Raw genomic sequence first — 17193 nt, 5'->3', positions numbered from 1 at the left:
CGCGCGCGGTTCGAATCCGGGTGCGGTCAATGTCGGTGCGGGCTTGACGGGTTCGGGCTGCGGCGCCGACGCGGCCGGTGGCGCCTGCGGTTCCGGCGCCGCGGCAGGCGGCGGTGCTACCGATGTCGCTTCCGGCGAGGGCGGAACCGGGGCTTCGGGTGCGCTGCTCGACTGAGCCGCGGCGCTGGTCGGCACCGGTGCACTGGTCTGAACCGGCGCACTGGCGGGGGTGTGATCGCCGCGCGAATCGGTCCCGCCACCACATCCGGTGACACCGAGAAGCACTGCACCGCAGGCGAACACTGTTGCAAGACAAACCTTCAACACATCCCCCTCCCAAAATCAGGAACACAAACATTTCACTCTAGTCGGAGACTACAAGCCGGATCGGACCCGTATGGGGTCTTTCACCGAATTGGCCCGATCACCCGAGCCCGCACCGCCGACATCCGACGTGCGGCGTAACCCGCAGTGAGCCAATCGACTTCGCTATCGTGCCTGGTCAATACGCATGCACCCGACCGGTTCCACGAACGCGACGCAGCATGAACGTAAGGAAGCGGCCTCCCAACTCGCCAGTTCCGAAACCAGACCGTGTCCGATCGCACTGATCGTCGCCGACAGCGCCGGGAATGACCAACCCGGCACGCCCGCCGTACCTTTCGAGGTCAACATCAGCATGCCGACCGCCGTGATCTGTTCGCCGAGACTCAGATCCACCCGGAGCGCATGCGCCAAGAACAGCACGCAGATAGAACAAATACAGCCCGTACCCGGCTGCACCATATTGCCGACCAGAATTCCGGCCACTATCGCCACCAGCAGTTGCAGGAATAGCGAGCGGCACCAAGGCTTTTGCGATCTATTGCCGCCCGGAACCCGATCGAACCTTGGCGATACGAATGGCTCGTATGTTGGCGCATGAGCGTGACGATCGAAACCGCCGCAGCATCGGATCCGGTGCACCGAGAACAATACGAATGAAAGCGGGCCTCGGAAATCCCGAGGCCCGCTCTAACCACCGAATTTACAGCGGAATGTTCTTGTGATGACTCTTGCGCACCGGCGCCGCCGCCAATGCCGCGGCAATGGTGCTGCGGGTCTTGGCCGGGTCGATGACCTCGTCCACGACACCGATCGCCATGGCTCGCTCGACACCACCGGCGATGCGCTCGTGCTCGATAGTCAGCCGCTCGTGCAGCGCCTCACGCTCATCTTCCGGCGCGGCGGCGAGAGCCTTCTTGTGCAGGATGCCGACCGCGGCCTTGGCGCCCATGACGGCGACCTCGGAACCGGGCCAGGCGTACACCGCGGTCGCACCCAGCGAACGGGCGTTCATCGCGATGTAGGCGCCACCGTAGATCTTGCGGGTGACCAACGTGACCCGCGGCACCCGCGCCTCGGCGAATGCGTGCAACAGCTTCGCACCACGCCGCACCACACCCTCCCACTCCATGCTGACACCGGGCAGGTACCCGGGCACATCGGTGAGCACCACAAGCGGAATGCCGAACGCGTCGCACAACCGAACGAAACGCGCTGCCTTCTCGGCACTTTCGGAATTCAGGCAGCCACCGAGGCGGATCGGGTTATTGGCGAGCACACCAACCGTGCGCCCGCCGAGCCGTCCGAGACCGGTGACTATGCTGCGCGCGTAACCACCCTGCAGCTCCTCGAACGAGGACTCACCGTCGACATTGTCGAGCAGCTCGTGGATGATCGGCTTGACGTCGTAGGCACGCTTCGCCGATTCCGGCATCATCGCCTTGAGATCGACATCGCCGTGTGCGGCCGCGACCAGATCGAATTCGCCCTGTTCGGCGAACATCGACACCAGGCGCCGACCACGGTGCAGCGCATCGGCCTCGTCGTTGGCGACGATGTGCGCGACACCGGACTTCTTACCGTGCGTCTCCGGACCACCCAGGGTGGCCATATCGACCTGTTCGCCGGTCACGCTGCGCACCACATCGGGACCGGTCACGAAGACCCGGCCCTCCGGCGCCATGATCACGATATCGGTCAGCGCGGGCCCGTAGGCGGCGCCACCGGCCGCGAAGCCGAGCACCACCGAGATCTGCGGTACCAGACCGGACGCGCGGACCATGGCCTCGAAGACCAGGCCGACCGCGTGCAGTGCCTCGACCCCCTCGGCCAGGCGGGCGCCGCCGGAGTGCCAGATGCCGACCACCGGAATCGAGGAATCAATAGCGGTATCGATCGCGTCGACGATGTGCTTGCAGCCCTCCACGCCCATCGCGCCGCCCATGACGGTGGCATCGGAGCAGTAGGCAACGGTGCGAACACCGTCCACCTCGCCGATCGCGGCCAACACACCGGACTTGTCGCGCGGGTGCAGCGGCAGCGCAGTTCCGGGGTCGAAAAAGCGTTGCAGCCGCCCGAGTGGATCACGCGGATCGGTCGCAGTGTCTGGTCGAAACGCGGGAGCCACAACTGTCATCGCGTTTTCTCCTCACCTCATGCAAGTGCGCCGCTACCCGCGGCTGGGTATGTCGAACACCGGTGGGGTCGACCGACTTTGGCGTCGGTCGACCCCACCGGGGATCGTTGTGCAGTCTGCCCGGCCTGTGCGCTCGAGCCCGGAGGGGCAGCATGCGTAACCACGGAAGCTACGCACAGACCGAATCGGATACCGCGCGGCTATGCCCGACCGAAGGCGAGCGCGACATTGTGCCCACCGAACCCGAACGAGTTGTTGATCGCGTACTCGATCTCCTGGCGGCGGGCCTCGCCGTGCACCACATCCAGATCGATCTCCGGATCCTGGTTGTCCAGGTTCAGCGTCGGCGGGACGATGCCGTCCCGGATGCTGAGCACGGTGAGCACAGATTCGAGCGCACCGACGGCGCCGATCGAGTGACCGAGTGCCGACTTCGGCGCGTACACCGAGGCGTGGTTGCCCACGGCCTTGTTGATCGCGTTCGCCTCGGCCGTGTCGCCGATCGGGGTGGCAGTCGCGTGCGCATTGATGTGGGTGATGTCCTTGGGCGTAAGACCCGCGGTCTGCATCGCCCGCGTCATCGCCCGGGCGGCACCGTCACCAGTGGGATCGGGTGCGACCAAGTGGAAGCCATCGGAGGTGATACCGGCGCCCAGCAGGCGCGCGTGGATCGTCGCGCCACGAGCCTTGGCGTGCTCCTCGGTCTCGATGACCATCAGCGCACCGGCCTCGCCGAAGACGAAACCGTCGCGATCCTTGTCGAACGGACGCGAGGCGCCCTTCGGGTCGTCATTGCGGGTACTCATCGCGCGCATCATGGTGAACGCCGCGATCGGCACCGCGTCGATGAAACCCTCCACGCCACCGGTGACGACCATATCGGCGTCACCCATGACGATCATTCGCCATGCATTGGCGATGGCCTCGGAGCCCGATGAGCATGCCGAGACCGGAGTGACCACTCCTGCCCTGGCCTTCAGTTCGAGACCGACCACAGCCGACGGACCATTCGGCATGACCATCTGAACAGCCAGCGGCGAAATCTTGCGATAGCCACCGTTCTTCAGCTTGTCGACCGAGTCGATGAGCGCGTCACCGCCACCGAGCCCGGTGCCGATCGCCACACCCAGACGGTCCGGGTCGACCTCGGGGCTGCCCGCGTTCTGCCAGACCTCACGACCGAGAACGGTCGCGAGCTGCTCGACGTAGGCCATGCGCCGACATTCGACACGGCTCAGCAGGGTATCGGGCCGAACCTTCAGGTGACCGCCGATGCGGACCGGAAGCTCGTACTCCTCGACGAAGGAATCCTCCAGTACGTCGATTCCGCTCTCGCCGTTGAGGAGTCCCTTCCACGTCGCATCGACATCACCAGCGATCGACGTGGTCGCCGCCAAGCTTGTAACGACGACGTTGGGGAAGTTCCCGTTCAAGGTGGAAGGAGTGGTCACAGTGTCGGCCCTACTCGGCGTCGAACTTGGCCTTGAGCTCCGCGGCCGCGTCAGCGTTCTCGGCCTCGAGCTTCTGGATGTAGGCGACGGCGTCGCCGACCGTCTTCAGGCTGGCCAGATCCTCGTCCGGGATCTTCACGCCGTACTTGTCCTCGGTCTGAACCGCGATCTCGACCATGGACAGCGAGTCGATGTCCAGGTCATCGACAAAGGACTTCTCGAGCGTCACTTCGGAGGGCTCGATACCGGTCACCTCTTCGATGATCTTGCCGAGTTCCTCGACGATTTGTTCCTGGGTCAGAGCGGCCACTTCGTGGCTCCCTTCTTATCTACTTTGTAGGGCTTCACTGTTGTTTTCGAATCGAGCGAGCCGATGGTTACCGCCTGCTCGGTCACGATCGTGCATTGGGTTACACAATCGCCGGGGGAAAGCTAGCCGGAAATGGTGAGCCCGGCCAACGCGGGGAGGTCTTCAGGGGTCTTCAGGGCCAATGTTGGCGTGCCCTTCAGTTCCCGTTTTGCGATGCCGACGAGCGTGCCCGCCGGCGGCAGCTCCGCCACTACCGAGACCGCCGCTTGCCGGACGGTCTCGGTGCACAGGTCCCACCGGACGGGCCGGGTGACCTGCGCCGCGAGCTTAGCGACCGCATCGACTCCGGAGGTAACCGGCTTGCCGTCGAAGTTCGAAAGCAGGGTCCGCGTCGGCTCGTTCGGCGCGATCGTGGCTATGGCTTCGGTCACAGCATCCTGGGCCGGAGCCATGAACGCGGTGTGGAAGGCACCCGCGACGGGCAGCGCACGCACCCGCGCTTTCTCAGGCGGGTTGGCGGCGAGTTCCGCGAGGGCGGTCAATCGTCCGGCGGCCACGATCTGACCCGCGGCATTGCGGTTGGCCGGGACGAGGTCGAGCTCTTCGAGACGTGCGAGCACGGCGGCCTCATCACCACCGAGCACCGCGGACATGCCGGTCGGCTCGAGCGCGCACGCCTTGGCCATCTCCGCACCGCGGATGGCGGCCAGCCGCACCGCATCGTCGGCGGAGATGACTCCGGCGACTGCGGCGGCGGCGAGCTCACCGACCGAATGCCCGGCAACGATAGTAGTAGCCGGAAGTGCATCCGGCTTGATTTCCGCGAAAGCCAGCAGTGCGGCGGCGACCACAAGCGGCTGGGTAACGGCAGTATCGGTGATCTCCTCCGCCGTCGCGATGGTGCCGAGCCGAATCAGATCCAGGCCGGAGGCCTTGGACCAGAGGGCGAGGCGTTCAGTCGCGCCGGGAAGGTCGAGCCAAGGCGCGAGCATGCCGGGTGTCTGGGACCCCTGTCCAGGGGCGAACAACGCGATCACATCTCTAAGAAAACACTGTGAGGTGCGCCGCCCGAGATGTCGACGCGAATGAACCTTGCGCAGCGCTTTTGTGGGGGTTCCACAAAAGCGCATGTGAGTTGTCCTGATCGACCGTTTCGCCGGATCCGTTACAGGCTTTCGTGACCCACCGAGAATTGAGTGACTTCTGGGGTGGGAGTTGACGATTCGTTACGGGTTCGTGTCAAACGACCCACTGTCGCGGCGATCCGAAGCACGTAGGCATCCCGCGGATTCATCGGATCACGCCCCGTGATCTCGGCGATCCGCTTGAGGCGATAGCGAACGGTATTTGGATGAACGTACAGCTGACGTGCGCACGTCTCGACCGCGCCACCGCAATCCAGATAGGCCTCGAGAGTGTCGGCAAGCGCGGACCCCGCGGCGGCCAACGGAAGGACAAGATACTCGTTCAACGCGTCGATTGCAGCTCGGTCACCCAACAGGGCTCGCTCGGGTAACAATTCCGCAGCGTGCACCGGTCGAGGGGCACCGCGCCAGCCGACAACGGCCTCCATTCCGGCCAATGCCTCCACCGCGCTGGCATGCGCCGCGCCGAGGGTGCGCATGGTCGGGCCGATCACCACCGGACCGTCGGAGAACACCTCGGCCAGTAGATCCGCGAGAAATGGTGAGGCATAGGAGGTATCGCCCAGATTCCCACTGACCACCATCACCAGCCGCGAACCCTGGACGACGGCCAGCGCCGCGCGACCGTGCCGCGCGGCGATGGAGTGCACCGAGCCGACCATCGAAACACCCTGATCCCCCGGTGGCGTGCCGACCAACACCGTCGCCGGCGCGGTGGCGTCCCAGTTCAGGGTCGCGGCCCGCGACAGCATGTCCGGGCCGGTATCGCCGCGGACGACGGCGTCCACGACCAGTGCCTCGAGCCGGGTATCCCATGCGCCGCGGGATTCCGCGGCGCTCGCGTACACCGAGGCGGCGGCGAATCCGAGCTCGCGCCCGTAGCGCAACACCGCCTCGGTGAGTGCGACCAGCTGCCGGTCGTTGCGCGCGAGCGCGGGCAGCCATTGTTCGAAGAACTCCATGGCCACGCGGACCATGTCCACGGTCTGGCGCAGCGTGAGCCGCCGCGCCAGATCCTGCGGGATGACTTGGAAGGCGTCCAGACTGAACCGGATATCGCTATCGGGATCCTGTAGCCATTCCAGGAAGTTCACCACCGCGGTCTGCACCAGCATCTGGACGCCCGCGCGCTGCGCGGCGTCCAGATCGGTGAAGAACGGCAACCGATCCTGCATCGACCCGACCGCCTCGGTGGAGAGCCGTCCGGAGAACTGCTTCACGCGTTTCAGCAGCGTGTCCGGCAGTGGGTCGCGGGTTTGCCGGTTCGGGGAGAGTGCGCCCGTCGGCAGATACACCTCATGCTCGGAAGAGCCTTCGGAGATCCGACGCGGCCGCGGCGGTTTACGTTCCACCATCCAATCGTCCGCTATGCGAGTTCGTCTTCGGTGCCGGGCGCCGACTTCGGCGCGGCGGCGACATCATCGATGCGATATTTGGCCGCCGCCTCGACGGCCTTGGCCGGATCGATCTTGCCGGTGCGGCCGAGTGCGGCCAGGGCCGCGACCACGATCGACTGCGCGTCGACGTTGTAGACGCGACGCGCGGCGGGGCGGGTATCGGAGAAACCGAAACCGTCCGTGCCGAGCGTGGTGAAGTCGCCGGGCACCCACTTGCGGACCTGATCCGGCACCGCACGCATCCAGTCCGTCGCGGCCACATAGGGACCCTCGACCCGGGCCAGCGCCTGGGTGACGTACGGAACGCCCGCATCGGTGCCCGGATTGCGCAGCTGGGCGATCTCCTTGTCGAGCGCCTCCTTGCGGAGCTCACCCCACGAGGTCACCGACCACACATCGGCCTGCACACCCCACTCCTCGGCGAGCAGCGCCTGGGCGCGCACACCGTCGGGCACCGTGACGCCCGAGACCAGGATCTGGGCACGCACAGTGCCCTCGCCGCCGCGCTTGTACAGATAGATGCCCTTCAGCAGTCCGGCGATATCGAGATCGTCGGGCTCGGCGGGCTGTACATACGGCTCGTTGTAGAGGGTGATGTAGTAGAAGATGTCCTCGCCGCCGAACTCGCCCGCCGATCCGTGCGGATGCGTGCCGGGCAGTGCGCCGGGACCGGGCTGCGGCGTTCCGCCGCCGTACATGCGACGCAGACCATCTCGCACGATGTGCGCGATCTCGAAGGAGAACGCCGGATCGTAGGTGACCACCGCCGGGTTGGTAGATGCCAGCAGCAGCGAGTGGCCGTCGTTGTGCTGCAGCCCCTCACCGGTCAGCGTTGTTCGCCCGGCGGTCGCTCCGAGCACGAAGCCGCGGGCCAATTGATCCGCCGCCGCCCACAATCCGTCGCCGGTGCGCTGGAAGCCGAACATCGAGTAGAAGATGTACAGCGGGATCATCGGCTCGCCGTGGGTGGCGTACGAGGTGCCCGCGGCGGTGAACGATGCGGTCGATCCGGCCTCGTTGATGCCCTCGTGCAGAATCTGCCCGACGACACTCTCTTTGTATGCAAGCATCAATTCCGCGTCGACAGACGTGTACAACTGCCCGTTGCGGTTGTAGATCTTCAACGAAGGGAACCACGAGTCCATACCGAAGGTACGGGCCTCGTCCGGAATGATCGGCACGATCCGCTTGCCGATCTCCTTATCCCGCAGCAGCTCCTTCATGAGCCGAACCAGGGCCATGGTGGTGGCCACGTTCTGCTTGCCGGAACCCTTGCGCACCGACTTGTACGCGTCGTCGCCGGGCAGTTGCAGCGGCTTTGCCGCGGTCCGCCGTTCGGGCAGGAAGCCGCCGAGTGCCTTGCGGCGATCGAGCATGTACTGGATCTCGCGCGCCTCCATGCCCGGGTGGTAGTACGGAGGCAGGTAGGGGTCCTTCTCCAGTTCGGCATCGGAGATCGGAATCCGCTGCAGGTCACGGAAGTCCTTGAGGTCCTGCAGGGTCAGCTTCTTCATCTGGTGCGTGGCATTGCGGCCCTCGAAATGCTTGCCGAGGGTGTAGCCCTTGATGGTCTTGGCCAGGATCACCGTCGGCTGGCCCTTGTGCGCCATCGCGGCCGCATAGGCGGCGTAGACCTTGCGGTAGTCGTGACCGCCGCGCTTGAGGTTCCAGATCTCCTGATCCGAGAGGTCCTGGACCAGGGCCTTGGTGCGCGGGTCGCGGCCGAAGAAGTGGTCGCGGACGTAGGCGCCGTCATTGGCCTTGTAGGTCTGGTAATCGCCGTCGGGGGTGCTGTTCATCAGGTTCACCAGCGCGCCGTCGCGGTCGGCGCCGAGCAGCGCGTCCCACTCGCGGCCCCAGATGACCTTGATGACGTTCCAGCCCGCGCCGCGGAAGAACGACTCGAGCTCCTGGATGATCTTGCCGTTACCGCGCACCGGGCCGTCGAGACGCTGCAGGTTGCAGTTGATCACGAAGGTGAGGTTGTCCAGACCCTCGTTCGCCGCCACCTGGATCAGGCCGCGCGACTCCGGCTCGTCCATCTCACCATCGCCGAGGAAGGCCCAGACGTGCTGATCGGAGGTGTCCTTGATGCCGCGGTCGTGCAAATAGTGGTTGAACCGCGCCTGGTAGATGGCGTTCATCGGGCCCAGGCCCATCGACACCGTGGGGAACTCCCAGAAGTTGTTCAGCAGCCGCGGATGCGGGTACGACGGCAGGCCATGGCCCGGACCGCCGTGGCTGTATTCCTGCCGGAAGCCATCCATCTGGTCGGTGCTCAACCGGCCCTCGAGGAAGGCACGGGCGTAGATGCCCGGCGAGGCGTGACCCTGGATGAAGATCGAATCGCCGCCGCCGGCATGGTCCTTACCGCGGAAGAAGTGGTTGAAGCCGACCTCGTAGAGCGCCGCCGAGGACGCATAGGTCGAGATATGACCGCCGACACCGATGCCGGGACGCTGGGCCCGGTGCACCATGATCGCCGCGTTCCAGCGGATCCAGGCACGGTAGCGTCGCTCCACCTCTTCGTCGCCGGGGAACCACGGCTCGTTCTCGGTGGGGATGGTGTTGACGTAGTCGGTAGAGGTCAGGGAAGGAATGGCGACCCTACGCTCACCGGCGCGTTCCAACAGCCGGAGCATGAGGTAACGCGCACGGCCCGGACCTTCCCGGTCGAGCATGTCATCGAACGATTCGAGCCATTCGGAGGTCTCCTCCGGGTCGATGTCCGGTAGGTAGGACGCCACCCCTTCGCGGATAACCCGCACCCGCTCGCCGGTTGGCGGCACGTGCGATCCGCTCGGATCGCGTGGCGCGGAGTCGGTGCCAGCGGATTTCACTGGCGCGGAAGAGTGGATCAGGTCGGTCAAATCTGCTCCTCGTACAGGGGTGGACAAGCTGATAGGCGTCTGTTTCCCCGGGCGGCACACTTGGTCGGCGGACCACCCGTTTTACGAAAGGTTGGGGCGCACCTCCATCCTTGCGGAAGTTGTGGCCCAGGTCATCATGTCAGGGGCATCTGCAGTACGGTTCCGCAGGGAACGTGAGTCGAGGACCGCCGGCGACACAGAGAGGCGCGGAGGACGATGAAGGTGCTGGACCCACGCGGGTTCGCAGCGGTGTGCGCGGCAGCGGCGGTCGTAGTCGGGCTGACCATCGCCGGCTGCGCGAAACACGTTGACGGCGTTGCCAATCCGAATGCCTCGGAACTAGCCGCCTACAAGACCGAGGCGGCTTCATCTTCCGCCGCGGCGACCTCCTCGCGCAAGGCCGCGGCCCAGACGCAGGCGATCAGCGACAACTGTGGTCAATTCCCCACAACTACGGGTGTCGGCGTTTCGAAGTACAACGAATTCGTAGATGCGCACGATGCGAACGCAGCCGACTACAGCACCAAGCGCGATACCGCCGCCAAGACCCTCGAGGACGCCGCGAACAAGGTCGACACCGGGGTGAGCAACGCCAACGGCGCGCTGCCCGCGGAGCTACAGGCGGAGTTCGCCGAATACGTCGCCGCCGCACGCCAGCTCGCCGCGGAGACCCGCAGGATGACCTACACCGCCCCGGTCGGCGCGCTCAACGATGCGAGCAAGCGGGTCAACGACGCGCGCAATGCGGTCAAAGACACCTGCCCGAAACGCTGAATTCGTCCCATGAATCGGGGGTGAGTGGCGAAAATCGGTCAATGGCGCGAGGTTGTCACGCGACATTCCATCGGTTTTTCGTCCGATCAGCTTGCGCTCGAGGCGATAACCATGTTCGCTTGCAATACCTATTGTCTGGAGTTGAGGAGGACACCACCGTGGTCGCCGCGGCGGACGCGCAGAACTACGCTCAGAAGCTTGGCATTACACACGGCATGGTTGTCCAGGAGTTGGGCTGGGACGAGGACACCGACGACGACCTGCGGGCCGATGTCGAAGAGGCCAGCGGCGGGGAGATGGTCGACGAAGACTCCGACGAGGTAGTCGACGCTGTCCTGCTGTGGTGGCGAGAAGGCGACGGCGATCTGGCGGATGAGCTGATGGAGATCATCAGCCCGCTGGCCGACGAAGGCTTCATCTGGGTCCTCACTCCCAAGACCGGACAACCTGGTCATGTCGATCCGAGCGATATCGCCGAAGCGGCACCCACCGCGGGTCTGACGCAAACCTCGGCGATCAGCCTCGGTGCCTGGTCGGGCAGCCGCCTCGTGCAGCCCAAGGCACCCTCGAAACAGCGCTGACCGCTTTCGCTATGGTTTCGCCGGGCGGTACTCCACCGCCCGGTGTAGCCCGACACGATGGAGGATCAGTGATGCCAGTCGAGGTTGGCCCGCTGGAAGTCGGCACGCTCGCGCCGGATTTCACACTCAGGGATCAGAACAACCAGGACGTCACGCTCTCGGATTACCGCGGCAAGAAGAACGTGCTGCTCGTGTTCTATCCCCTCGCCTTTACCGGAATCTGCCAGGGCGAGCTGTGCAAGGTCCGCGACGAATTACCCAAATTCCAGAACGACGACGCGGAGATCCTCGCTATCTCGGTCGGCCCGCCGCCCACCCACAAGATCTGGGCCGCCGAACAGGGCTACATCTTCCCGCTGCTGTCCGACTTCTGGCCACACGGCGCCATCGCCCAGTCCTACGGCGTCTTCAACGAGAAATCCGGCTACCCGAACCGCGGCACCTTCGTCGTCGACCGCGACGGCATCATCCGCTTCGCCGAAATGAACGGCCCCGGAGAGCCCCGTGACCAGGCGGCTTGGGAGAAAGCGCTCGCCGCGCTAAAGTCCTAAACCGGCCCGTCGGTCACCCACCGACGGATCCCGGGCGTATAGCTCAGTGGTAGAGCTCTGGTTTTACACACCAGCGGTCGGGGGTTCGAACCCCTCTGCGCCCACAACTGAACATTGAGGTAGACGCCGCTTTCCGTGGGGCAGCCACATTGAGGCGACGGACGCTGTGGGGCAAACATGGGGCACCGCCAACAAGTAGCGTCGCTACGAGCCCGCTCTACTCCGGCAATGCCCCGCAGCGCATCGAGCGATGTCACCCCCGCAGACGGAGCCGCCGCGCGCAACCCGACTGTCAACCACAGACCGCGGCAGTCGCGGGATCGGTAAAGTCCCACCCAAGCTCGCGAGCCATCTGGCGCGAGTTCGCTCGGTGAAACTTGAAACGACTGCTCATGAGTACGCTCTCGCGTATCTCGGCGGCTGGTATTCCGGCCTCCGTGAGTAGGACAATCCGGAGCACCCAGGGCACGGCACGTGACAACGTCGCCCACCGGAGCACTCGGACGTCCAGCGTCTCGTCCCCCTTCGGCAACAAGTGGTGTGCCAGCTCGTTTCGAGCTTGGACCAGCTGGCTGGTGTAATCGGGGAAGGATTCGATAGTCTCCGGCACTACGCCGATAGCGATTTCGACCAGCTCGCTGATACGTTGACGAAACGAAATCTCGTTGATGTGTGCGAGTTCCTCGTTCAACACCTCCGCAGCCCGTACACGGTCTGCGAAGCCCTCAAGGGCAAAGCGTTCAACGCCAGCGTCCCGAGCTGCCCTACGAATCCGATCGATCGCCCCGTTGGAGAGTTCGAATCGCTTCCGCTGCGTTGGCCGCAAGCGGCGATGCAGTCCTTCCGCAACCGAAGCTACCGTGAGTAGTTCGACCTGAATTGGCCCCTCAGGCGGTTCAATTACGCCCCACGCAAGACCGTCCAAGTGCGCGTTGAGCTGAATCCATCTCCCCAACCTGTCAGCGGTAAGCACAGCCCAGGGCATCAGCTTGCTCGCGTTCGTGGTCTCGAGATTGTCACGGGTTCGAGAACCGACTATCTCCAGCCATGGGCTCGTCGCGTCAAGGCGTATTTGAACTCTTACAACGCTTGGAGTCTCGTCGACCACCAGCGCAGCGAGCGCCTGGCAGCCCGTAACAGCCGTATTCAGCAGCCCCCTCAGCGTCCTTGGTCCACTCGGGATGTAGCGGAGCCAGACGGCTCCCGCACTCTCCTCTACGGTCAGCGTCGATCCCTCCCCGGCCGGAACAGTATCGCCAACGTCGATCCCATCCCACCAACGCCAACCGCCAATCTGGTAGCGCACGGAGTCATAGAGCTGATCCGGTCCAGGCACGTGATCGCCGTGAACAACGAACCGACTCTGATACCGCTGCCCAAGGGTGCCGGCGCTCTGGTCATAGCCACCCTGCGCGTATAGGACTGTTGCTAACGTTCCGTCTCCGAGTACACCGTGAAGTGTGATCGGCTCCCATGCAGAGACTCTCTCTTCCGCGCTGCCCCCGATGCGGATCGAAATCTCGTTCGGTTTGAACTCATAGGTAATCCCAGCTTCATCAACCACCGGTCCGGCCAGGGTGAGCACAGCGTCCTCTCCTCGGACATAGCTCAGTCGACCGTTTCGGCGGCGCTGCGGGGTGTCTGGGTGCCAAAACACACCCTCGTGTGGTCCGTCACTCACTGTGCAATCGGAACCATCTGACGTTGCCATGACTTGCAATCGGTGGACTAAGCCCAGCCTGTTACCAGCACCGCGACATTCAGTCGGCCATCGCCGTGCCCGCCGACACAAGGCGGGCCGCCATAGGCGATCTGCAGCAAGATCCGCAGCTGCGCGGCCTTCCATCGTCCAGCGGCATGAAGTGGTGAAACGCCCCAGAGCAGGGCGCAGTGGGGGTGCGAATTTCCCCCGCGAATTCGCCACGAAATCCCCCCGAAAAACGCGCCAATTCAGCGCGCCTCCGCCTTCCTCGGCGGCGTCCCAACAGCAATCGCCCCTTGCCTCGCATCGGATCGGATCAGTCCGGGGCGACGGGATTCGGGCTTTCGTCAGGCGCTCCAATGTTCGCATCTCCGTGACGCGTCAATGGCTCTGATAGCCCACGAACACTAAGACGCGCGTGCTAATCTGCGTGTGACCTGGTCATTGACCGGTTTTCAACAGAAAATTGAGGCGCCACGGAGGTATCACCGCCATGAACCAGCCAATGCCGTTTCATCATCCAATCGTGATCGAACCTCCGGACGCCCCCGAGTATCTCAGCCACATGGGTATCACCGTGCCGGACGTCACATCCGCCATCCAGGCGGGCGATATCTCGGCCCGAAACATGACCACGCACCATCCGGTCACGGCGGCGGGCCTCATGCGGTGGATCTATGTCGTGGGCACGATGCGTGAACGACTGGCCGTAACGAAGCTGTGGGTTGGTGACGATCCGAAGAATCGTCCCATCTCCCAACGAACGGACGGCTCATACACGCTGTCCGTGGTCGGCGGCAACGAGATTACCGGCGTCATCGACAATCTGAGAGGCCCGTCTGCGGCACGCCGCAGAGGCAAAGCCACTGAAGAGGCTGTGAACGACATGGTGCCGCTGATCACGGTCCAGGCACTTCGCGGCGGCACCCGCGCTGATGAAAGTGACGTGCGCAAGCAGCCGCCACAGGGACCGTGGTTCCTTGTGTACCACCGAGACACCAACGCTGTGCGTATGGAAATATCACTGCCGCTCGGGTTCGAAGACGGCCAGTTCACAGGCTGGAATGTGCGAGTGATCCTCGATGAATGGAGGCCGGACAGTGACAGCGCGAGGCCGCGCGACGTCGGAGGACAAGACGTCAACTTCAAGGTCGTCGAAGTCGGCTGAGGCCTACCTTAACCCGGACAGGATCCGGATCGCACGGATGCGTAGGGGAATGACCAAAGCCGAACTAGCGCGACAGCTGTCGGTCATTCCCCGCACGATCGCCCGGTATGAGGCAGGCGAAGCGCCGCAGCATGTGGCCGCAGCGCTCGCGGGCGCCTTGGATTTCCCGGTCGGCTACTTCGATCGCGGTGGTGCGCCGGTGTTCGACTCGAACGAGGTTCGTTTCCGCGCTGCGCGGCGAGCCAGCGCTCGGGAATGCGACGCCGCAGTCGCAGCCGGGATATCGGGAGTGGAGATCGACCGTTGGATCTCCAAACGGTTCCTTCTCCCCGAGATGACGCTGCCCCCGCTGGCCGGCAATGCCCCGGAGACGGCCGCGCAACTGCTGCGCGGCGTCTGGGGACTGGGAACCAAGCCCCTGCCCAACCTTGTCCAGCTGTGCGAATCTCGTGGTGTCCGTGTCTACAGCCTGCCGCCATTCGCCGATGCGGTCGACGCATACTCGATGTGGCGATCCGGAACCCCGTATGTGTTCCTGGCACGCCGCAAATCCCCAGAACGAATAAGGTTCGACCTCGCCCACGAGATCGGCCACCTCGTCCTGCACGACGGCGAGCCGTGCGAAACAGCTGCCATCGAGCGGGAGGCCGACGCATTCGCCTCGGAGTTCTTGGTACCAGCCGCGAGCATCGTTGAATATCTGCCGTCGAACCCGTCGGTCACCGACATCTTGACGGTGCGCGACCAGTTCAAGGTATCGGCGATGGCGCTGGCGATGGCGGCACACAAAACCGGCTGGATCAGCGACTGGAATTACCGTCAGATCTGTATCGAGTTGTCCACCCGAGGATTCCGATCATCGGAGCCCGGCGGGATGCCGAACTACGAGATGTCTCGGGTGTTCCCGCAAGTGTTCAACCGATCGAGTTCGAAGGTCAGCGCCCGGATAGTCGCCAACGAGTTGAATCTCCCCGTCGGCGACGTCCATGCGCTGACGTTCGGCGCCGAACTGCGAACCGCTCAAGAAACCGAGGTCACCAGCGACACAAGCCACGGCAACCTCACGGGCCAATACCAGCTACATGCGGTCTAGCTGAGCGATCTCGGTACGCCGACAGTGAGCACGCGAACGCGCCGTGAGAGCTGTCGATGACGCACGGGCCGCGCTCGGCGCACGCCTTCGGGAGCTGCGCCGGGCCGCCCACCTGTCCGGCGTCGATCTCGCCGCTCGGTGCGGATGGCACTCCAGCAAGATCAGCCGCATCGAGCGCGGGAAGCAAGCGCCGTCCGAAGCCGACCTCGCCGTCTGGTGCGAGGCGTGCGGCGCTATCAACGTCCTGGATGACCTGGTAGCGAGCCTGCGCAACCTGCGCGCTATGTACCTGGAGTGGCAGCGCACCGTGGCCGCCGGACACGCGCACCGACAGCGCCAGTCGATCAAGCTCGAAGGCCAGGCCCGGCTCATCCGCTGGTTCGCCCCCGATACCCTGCCCGGTCTGTTGCAGACCGAGGACTACGCCCGCGCCATCCTGCGCGCCTGCATCGCCATCACTGGAGGCCGTGACGACCTGGACGAGGCCGTCGCTATGCGGATGGTCCGACAGCGCGTCCTCCAGCGCGGCGGGCACCGCTTCCACATCCTCATCGCCGAGGCCGGGCTACACCGAACCGTTGGGGACAGCGCGGTGATGGCGGCGCAGCTCGAACACCTACTCGGCGAACTGGACCGCCCAAACGTTCGGCTCGGCGTGATCCCGCTGGACGCCGAATACCGCGCCCCGGCGACGAACTTCGTCATGTACGACCGCGCCCAGGTCATCACCGAGACCGTGAGCGCCGAGCTGACCATCACCCAGCCCTCGGAGATCGCGTTGCACGAGAAGACCTTCGCCCTGCTGGCCGACCGGGCCGCCTACAACGACGCCGCCCGCGCGCTCATCGTGCGAGCGCTGGAACGGCGAAAAATCCCGCCGCGCGGGAGTCTCTAGCGGGCCGTACGGGCTTGGGCACAAGTCAGGCAGCGCGCCTGTTTGCCGCTATTTGGGTTTGCAACGAAATCGTGGTCAAACAGCTTGCGGTGACCTCTATTCCGTTCACATGATCGACAGTTCCGCCACCCATTCTTGAGTCTCGTGTTCTCGGGCGTGAACTCATGCCCATACGGACAAAACCTCGCCTCTGCATATTTCGCTTGGACACACACTCGACACCGGCGCACCGTCGTCGGATTGCTCGTGTCAATCACATACTCGTGCCCATGCTTCAGAACGTGGTCAGCATTGAGGCGGCATAGCACACACTTGCGCCATTCCTTTGCGGAGTATTCCGTTGTTGCCTTAGTGAATTTGTGGCCGTTGACGCAATGCGTCGGCGGCGGGTTCAACTTGCGACAGGTGAGGCAACGTCGTTTCTTGACCGGGCCGGACGGGTCTGGCACAAATGAGTGCCCGAATTGCGGGAGGTGTGTTCGGTCCCAGATACATTGCTGGCAATATCGTTTGCCATCCGTGCCGATTCGCTTGTTCTCGGGGGTGTATTCATGCCCCTGCGGGCAGAACTGCGGCGTCGATTCCTTGCGCTGCCGACAGATGAGGCACCGTCGGCGCAGATCACTAACATTCTCAGGGTCAGCGACAAATCCGTGCCCGTGCTTGTCGAGGTGGTACCGGTCCGTGTTGCACTGGCCCCGCGTGTCAGGCTGAGTTGAGTCCACCGGTTCACAGCAAATCGGCCTGACGCGGGGCGAGATTCGGATCGACGTTTTCATGACCAGTACGAGGGCC

Annotated in this window: 14 protein-coding genes, 1 tRNA gene and 1 pseudogene; 8 read left to right on the top strand and 8 right to left on the bottom strand. The window is 64.3% G+C overall.

Annotated elements, in window-relative coordinates:
- The first annotated feature begins 43 nt into the window (after positions 1-43).
- Positions 44-175, top strand: a complete 132-nt coding sequence (locus tag AB0J29_RS23470; protein WP_364789923.1) for a hypothetical protein — start codon at positions 44-46, stop codon at positions 173-175.
- 329 nt (positions 176-504) lie between these two features.
- Here the strand turns inward: AB0J29_RS23470 and AB0J29_RS23465 are convergent.
- From AB0J29_RS23465 to aceE, 7 genes and pseudogenes are all read right to left on the bottom strand, one after another.
- Positions 505-766 (bottom strand): annotated as a pseudogene (locus AB0J29_RS23465) (cation:dicarboxylase symporter family transporter); the annotation flags it as partial.
- 261 nt (positions 767-1027) lie between these two features.
- Positions 1028-2461, bottom strand: a complete 1434-nt coding sequence (locus AB0J29_RS23460) for a carboxyl transferase domain-containing protein (RefSeq protein ID WP_364789920.1) — start codon at positions 2459-2461, stop codon at positions 1028-1030.
- Positions 2462-2661: 200 nt separating this feature from the next.
- Positions 2662-3912 (bottom strand): KasA/KasB family beta-ketoacyl-ACP synthase, encoded by a 1251-nt coding sequence (locus tag AB0J29_RS23455; RefSeq protein ID WP_364789917.1) that lies wholly within the window; start codon positions 3910-3912, stop codon positions 2662-2664.
- A gap of 10 nt (positions 3913-3922) precedes the next feature.
- Positions 3923-4222 (bottom strand): meromycolate extension acyl carrier protein AcpM, encoded by a 300-nt coding sequence (acpM, locus tag AB0J29_RS23450; RefSeq protein WP_011208147.1) that lies wholly within the window; start codon positions 4220-4222, stop codon positions 3923-3925.
- 122 nt (positions 4223-4344) lie between these two features.
- Positions 4345-5259 (bottom strand): ACP S-malonyltransferase, encoded by a 915-nt coding sequence (locus AB0J29_RS23445; protein ID WP_364789914.1) that lies wholly within the window; start codon positions 5257-5259, stop codon positions 4345-4347.
- Positions 5260-5387: 128 nt separating this feature from the next.
- Positions 5388-6722: a helix-turn-helix domain-containing protein gene (locus AB0J29_RS23440; protein ID WP_364789911.1), complete on the bottom strand. Its 1335-nt coding sequence runs from the start codon at positions 6720-6722 to the stop codon at positions 5388-5390.
- A gap of 11 nt (positions 6723-6733) precedes the next feature.
- Positions 6734-9634: a pyruvate dehydrogenase (acetyl-transferring), homodimeric type gene (gene aceE / locus AB0J29_RS23435; protein ID WP_364789908.1), complete on the bottom strand. Its 2901-nt coding sequence runs from the start codon at positions 9632-9634 to the stop codon at positions 6734-6736.
- Positions 9635-9850: 216 nt separating this feature from the next.
- Here aceE and AB0J29_RS23430 point away from each other — a divergent pair, with 216 nt between their 5' ends.
- The 4 genes from AB0J29_RS23430 (at position 9851) to AB0J29_RS23415 (ending at position 11644) form a co-directional block, all read left to right on the top strand.
- A complete protein-coding gene (locus tag AB0J29_RS23430) occupies positions 9851-10408 on the top strand; it encodes a hypothetical protein (protein WP_364789905.1) in 558 nt (185 codons plus the stop codon).
- A 158-nt stretch (positions 10409-10566) separates the two neighbouring features.
- Positions 10567-10989, top strand: a complete 423-nt coding sequence (locus AB0J29_RS23425; RefSeq protein ID WP_364390159.1) for a DUF3052 domain-containing protein — start codon at positions 10567-10569, stop codon at positions 10987-10989.
- A gap of 71 nt (positions 10990-11060) precedes the next feature.
- The gene (locus AB0J29_RS23420) at positions 11061-11540 is read left to right on the top strand and encodes a peroxiredoxin (RefSeq protein ID WP_364789902.1); all 480 of its coding nucleotides are present in this window, start codon (positions 11061-11063) and stop codon (positions 11538-11540) included.
- 32 nt (positions 11541-11572) lie between these two features.
- Positions 11573-11644: transfer RNA gene (locus AB0J29_RS23415), tRNA-Val, on the top strand.
- 188 nt (positions 11645-11832) lie between these two features.
- Here the strand turns inward: AB0J29_RS23415 and AB0J29_RS23410 are convergent.
- On the bottom strand, positions 11833-13251 hold the full coding sequence (locus AB0J29_RS23410; protein ID WP_364789899.1) for a HEPN domain-containing protein: 1419 nt from the start codon (positions 13249-13251) through the stop codon (positions 11833-11835).
- 484 nt (positions 13252-13735) lie between these two features.
- Between AB0J29_RS23410 and AB0J29_RS23405 the strand changes: the two genes are divergently transcribed.
- From AB0J29_RS23405 to AB0J29_RS23395, 3 genes are read left to right on the top strand one after another with little or no spacing between them, the layout of a single operon-like run.
- The gene (locus AB0J29_RS23405) at positions 13736-14410 is read left to right on the top strand and encodes a hypothetical protein (protein ID WP_364789897.1); all 675 of its coding nucleotides are present in this window, start codon (positions 13736-13738) and stop codon (positions 14408-14410) included.
- Positions 14325-15503, top strand: a complete 1179-nt coding sequence (locus AB0J29_RS23400; RefSeq protein WP_364789895.1) for an XRE family transcriptional regulator — start codon at positions 14325-14327, stop codon at positions 15501-15503. The genes AB0J29_RS23405 and AB0J29_RS23400 overlap by 86 nt, the downstream gene beginning before the upstream one ends.
- Positions 15504-15546: 43 nt before the next feature.
- Complete coding sequence (locus tag AB0J29_RS23395) at positions 15547-16398, top strand: helix-turn-helix transcriptional regulator (RefSeq protein ID WP_364789892.1); 852 nt, start codon at positions 15547-15549, stop codon at positions 16396-16398.
- The last annotated feature ends 795 nt before the right edge of the window (positions 16399-17193 follow it).

Origin of the sequence: Nocardia sp. NPDC049707, from assembly GCF_040674855.1 — a bacterium.
Taxonomy (GTDB): Bacteria; Actinomycetota; Actinomycetes; order Mycobacteriales; family Mycobacteriaceae; genus Nocardia.
The sequence above is the reverse complement of the archived record's forward strand: the minus strand, read 5'-3'. Positions and strand labels throughout refer to the sequence as shown.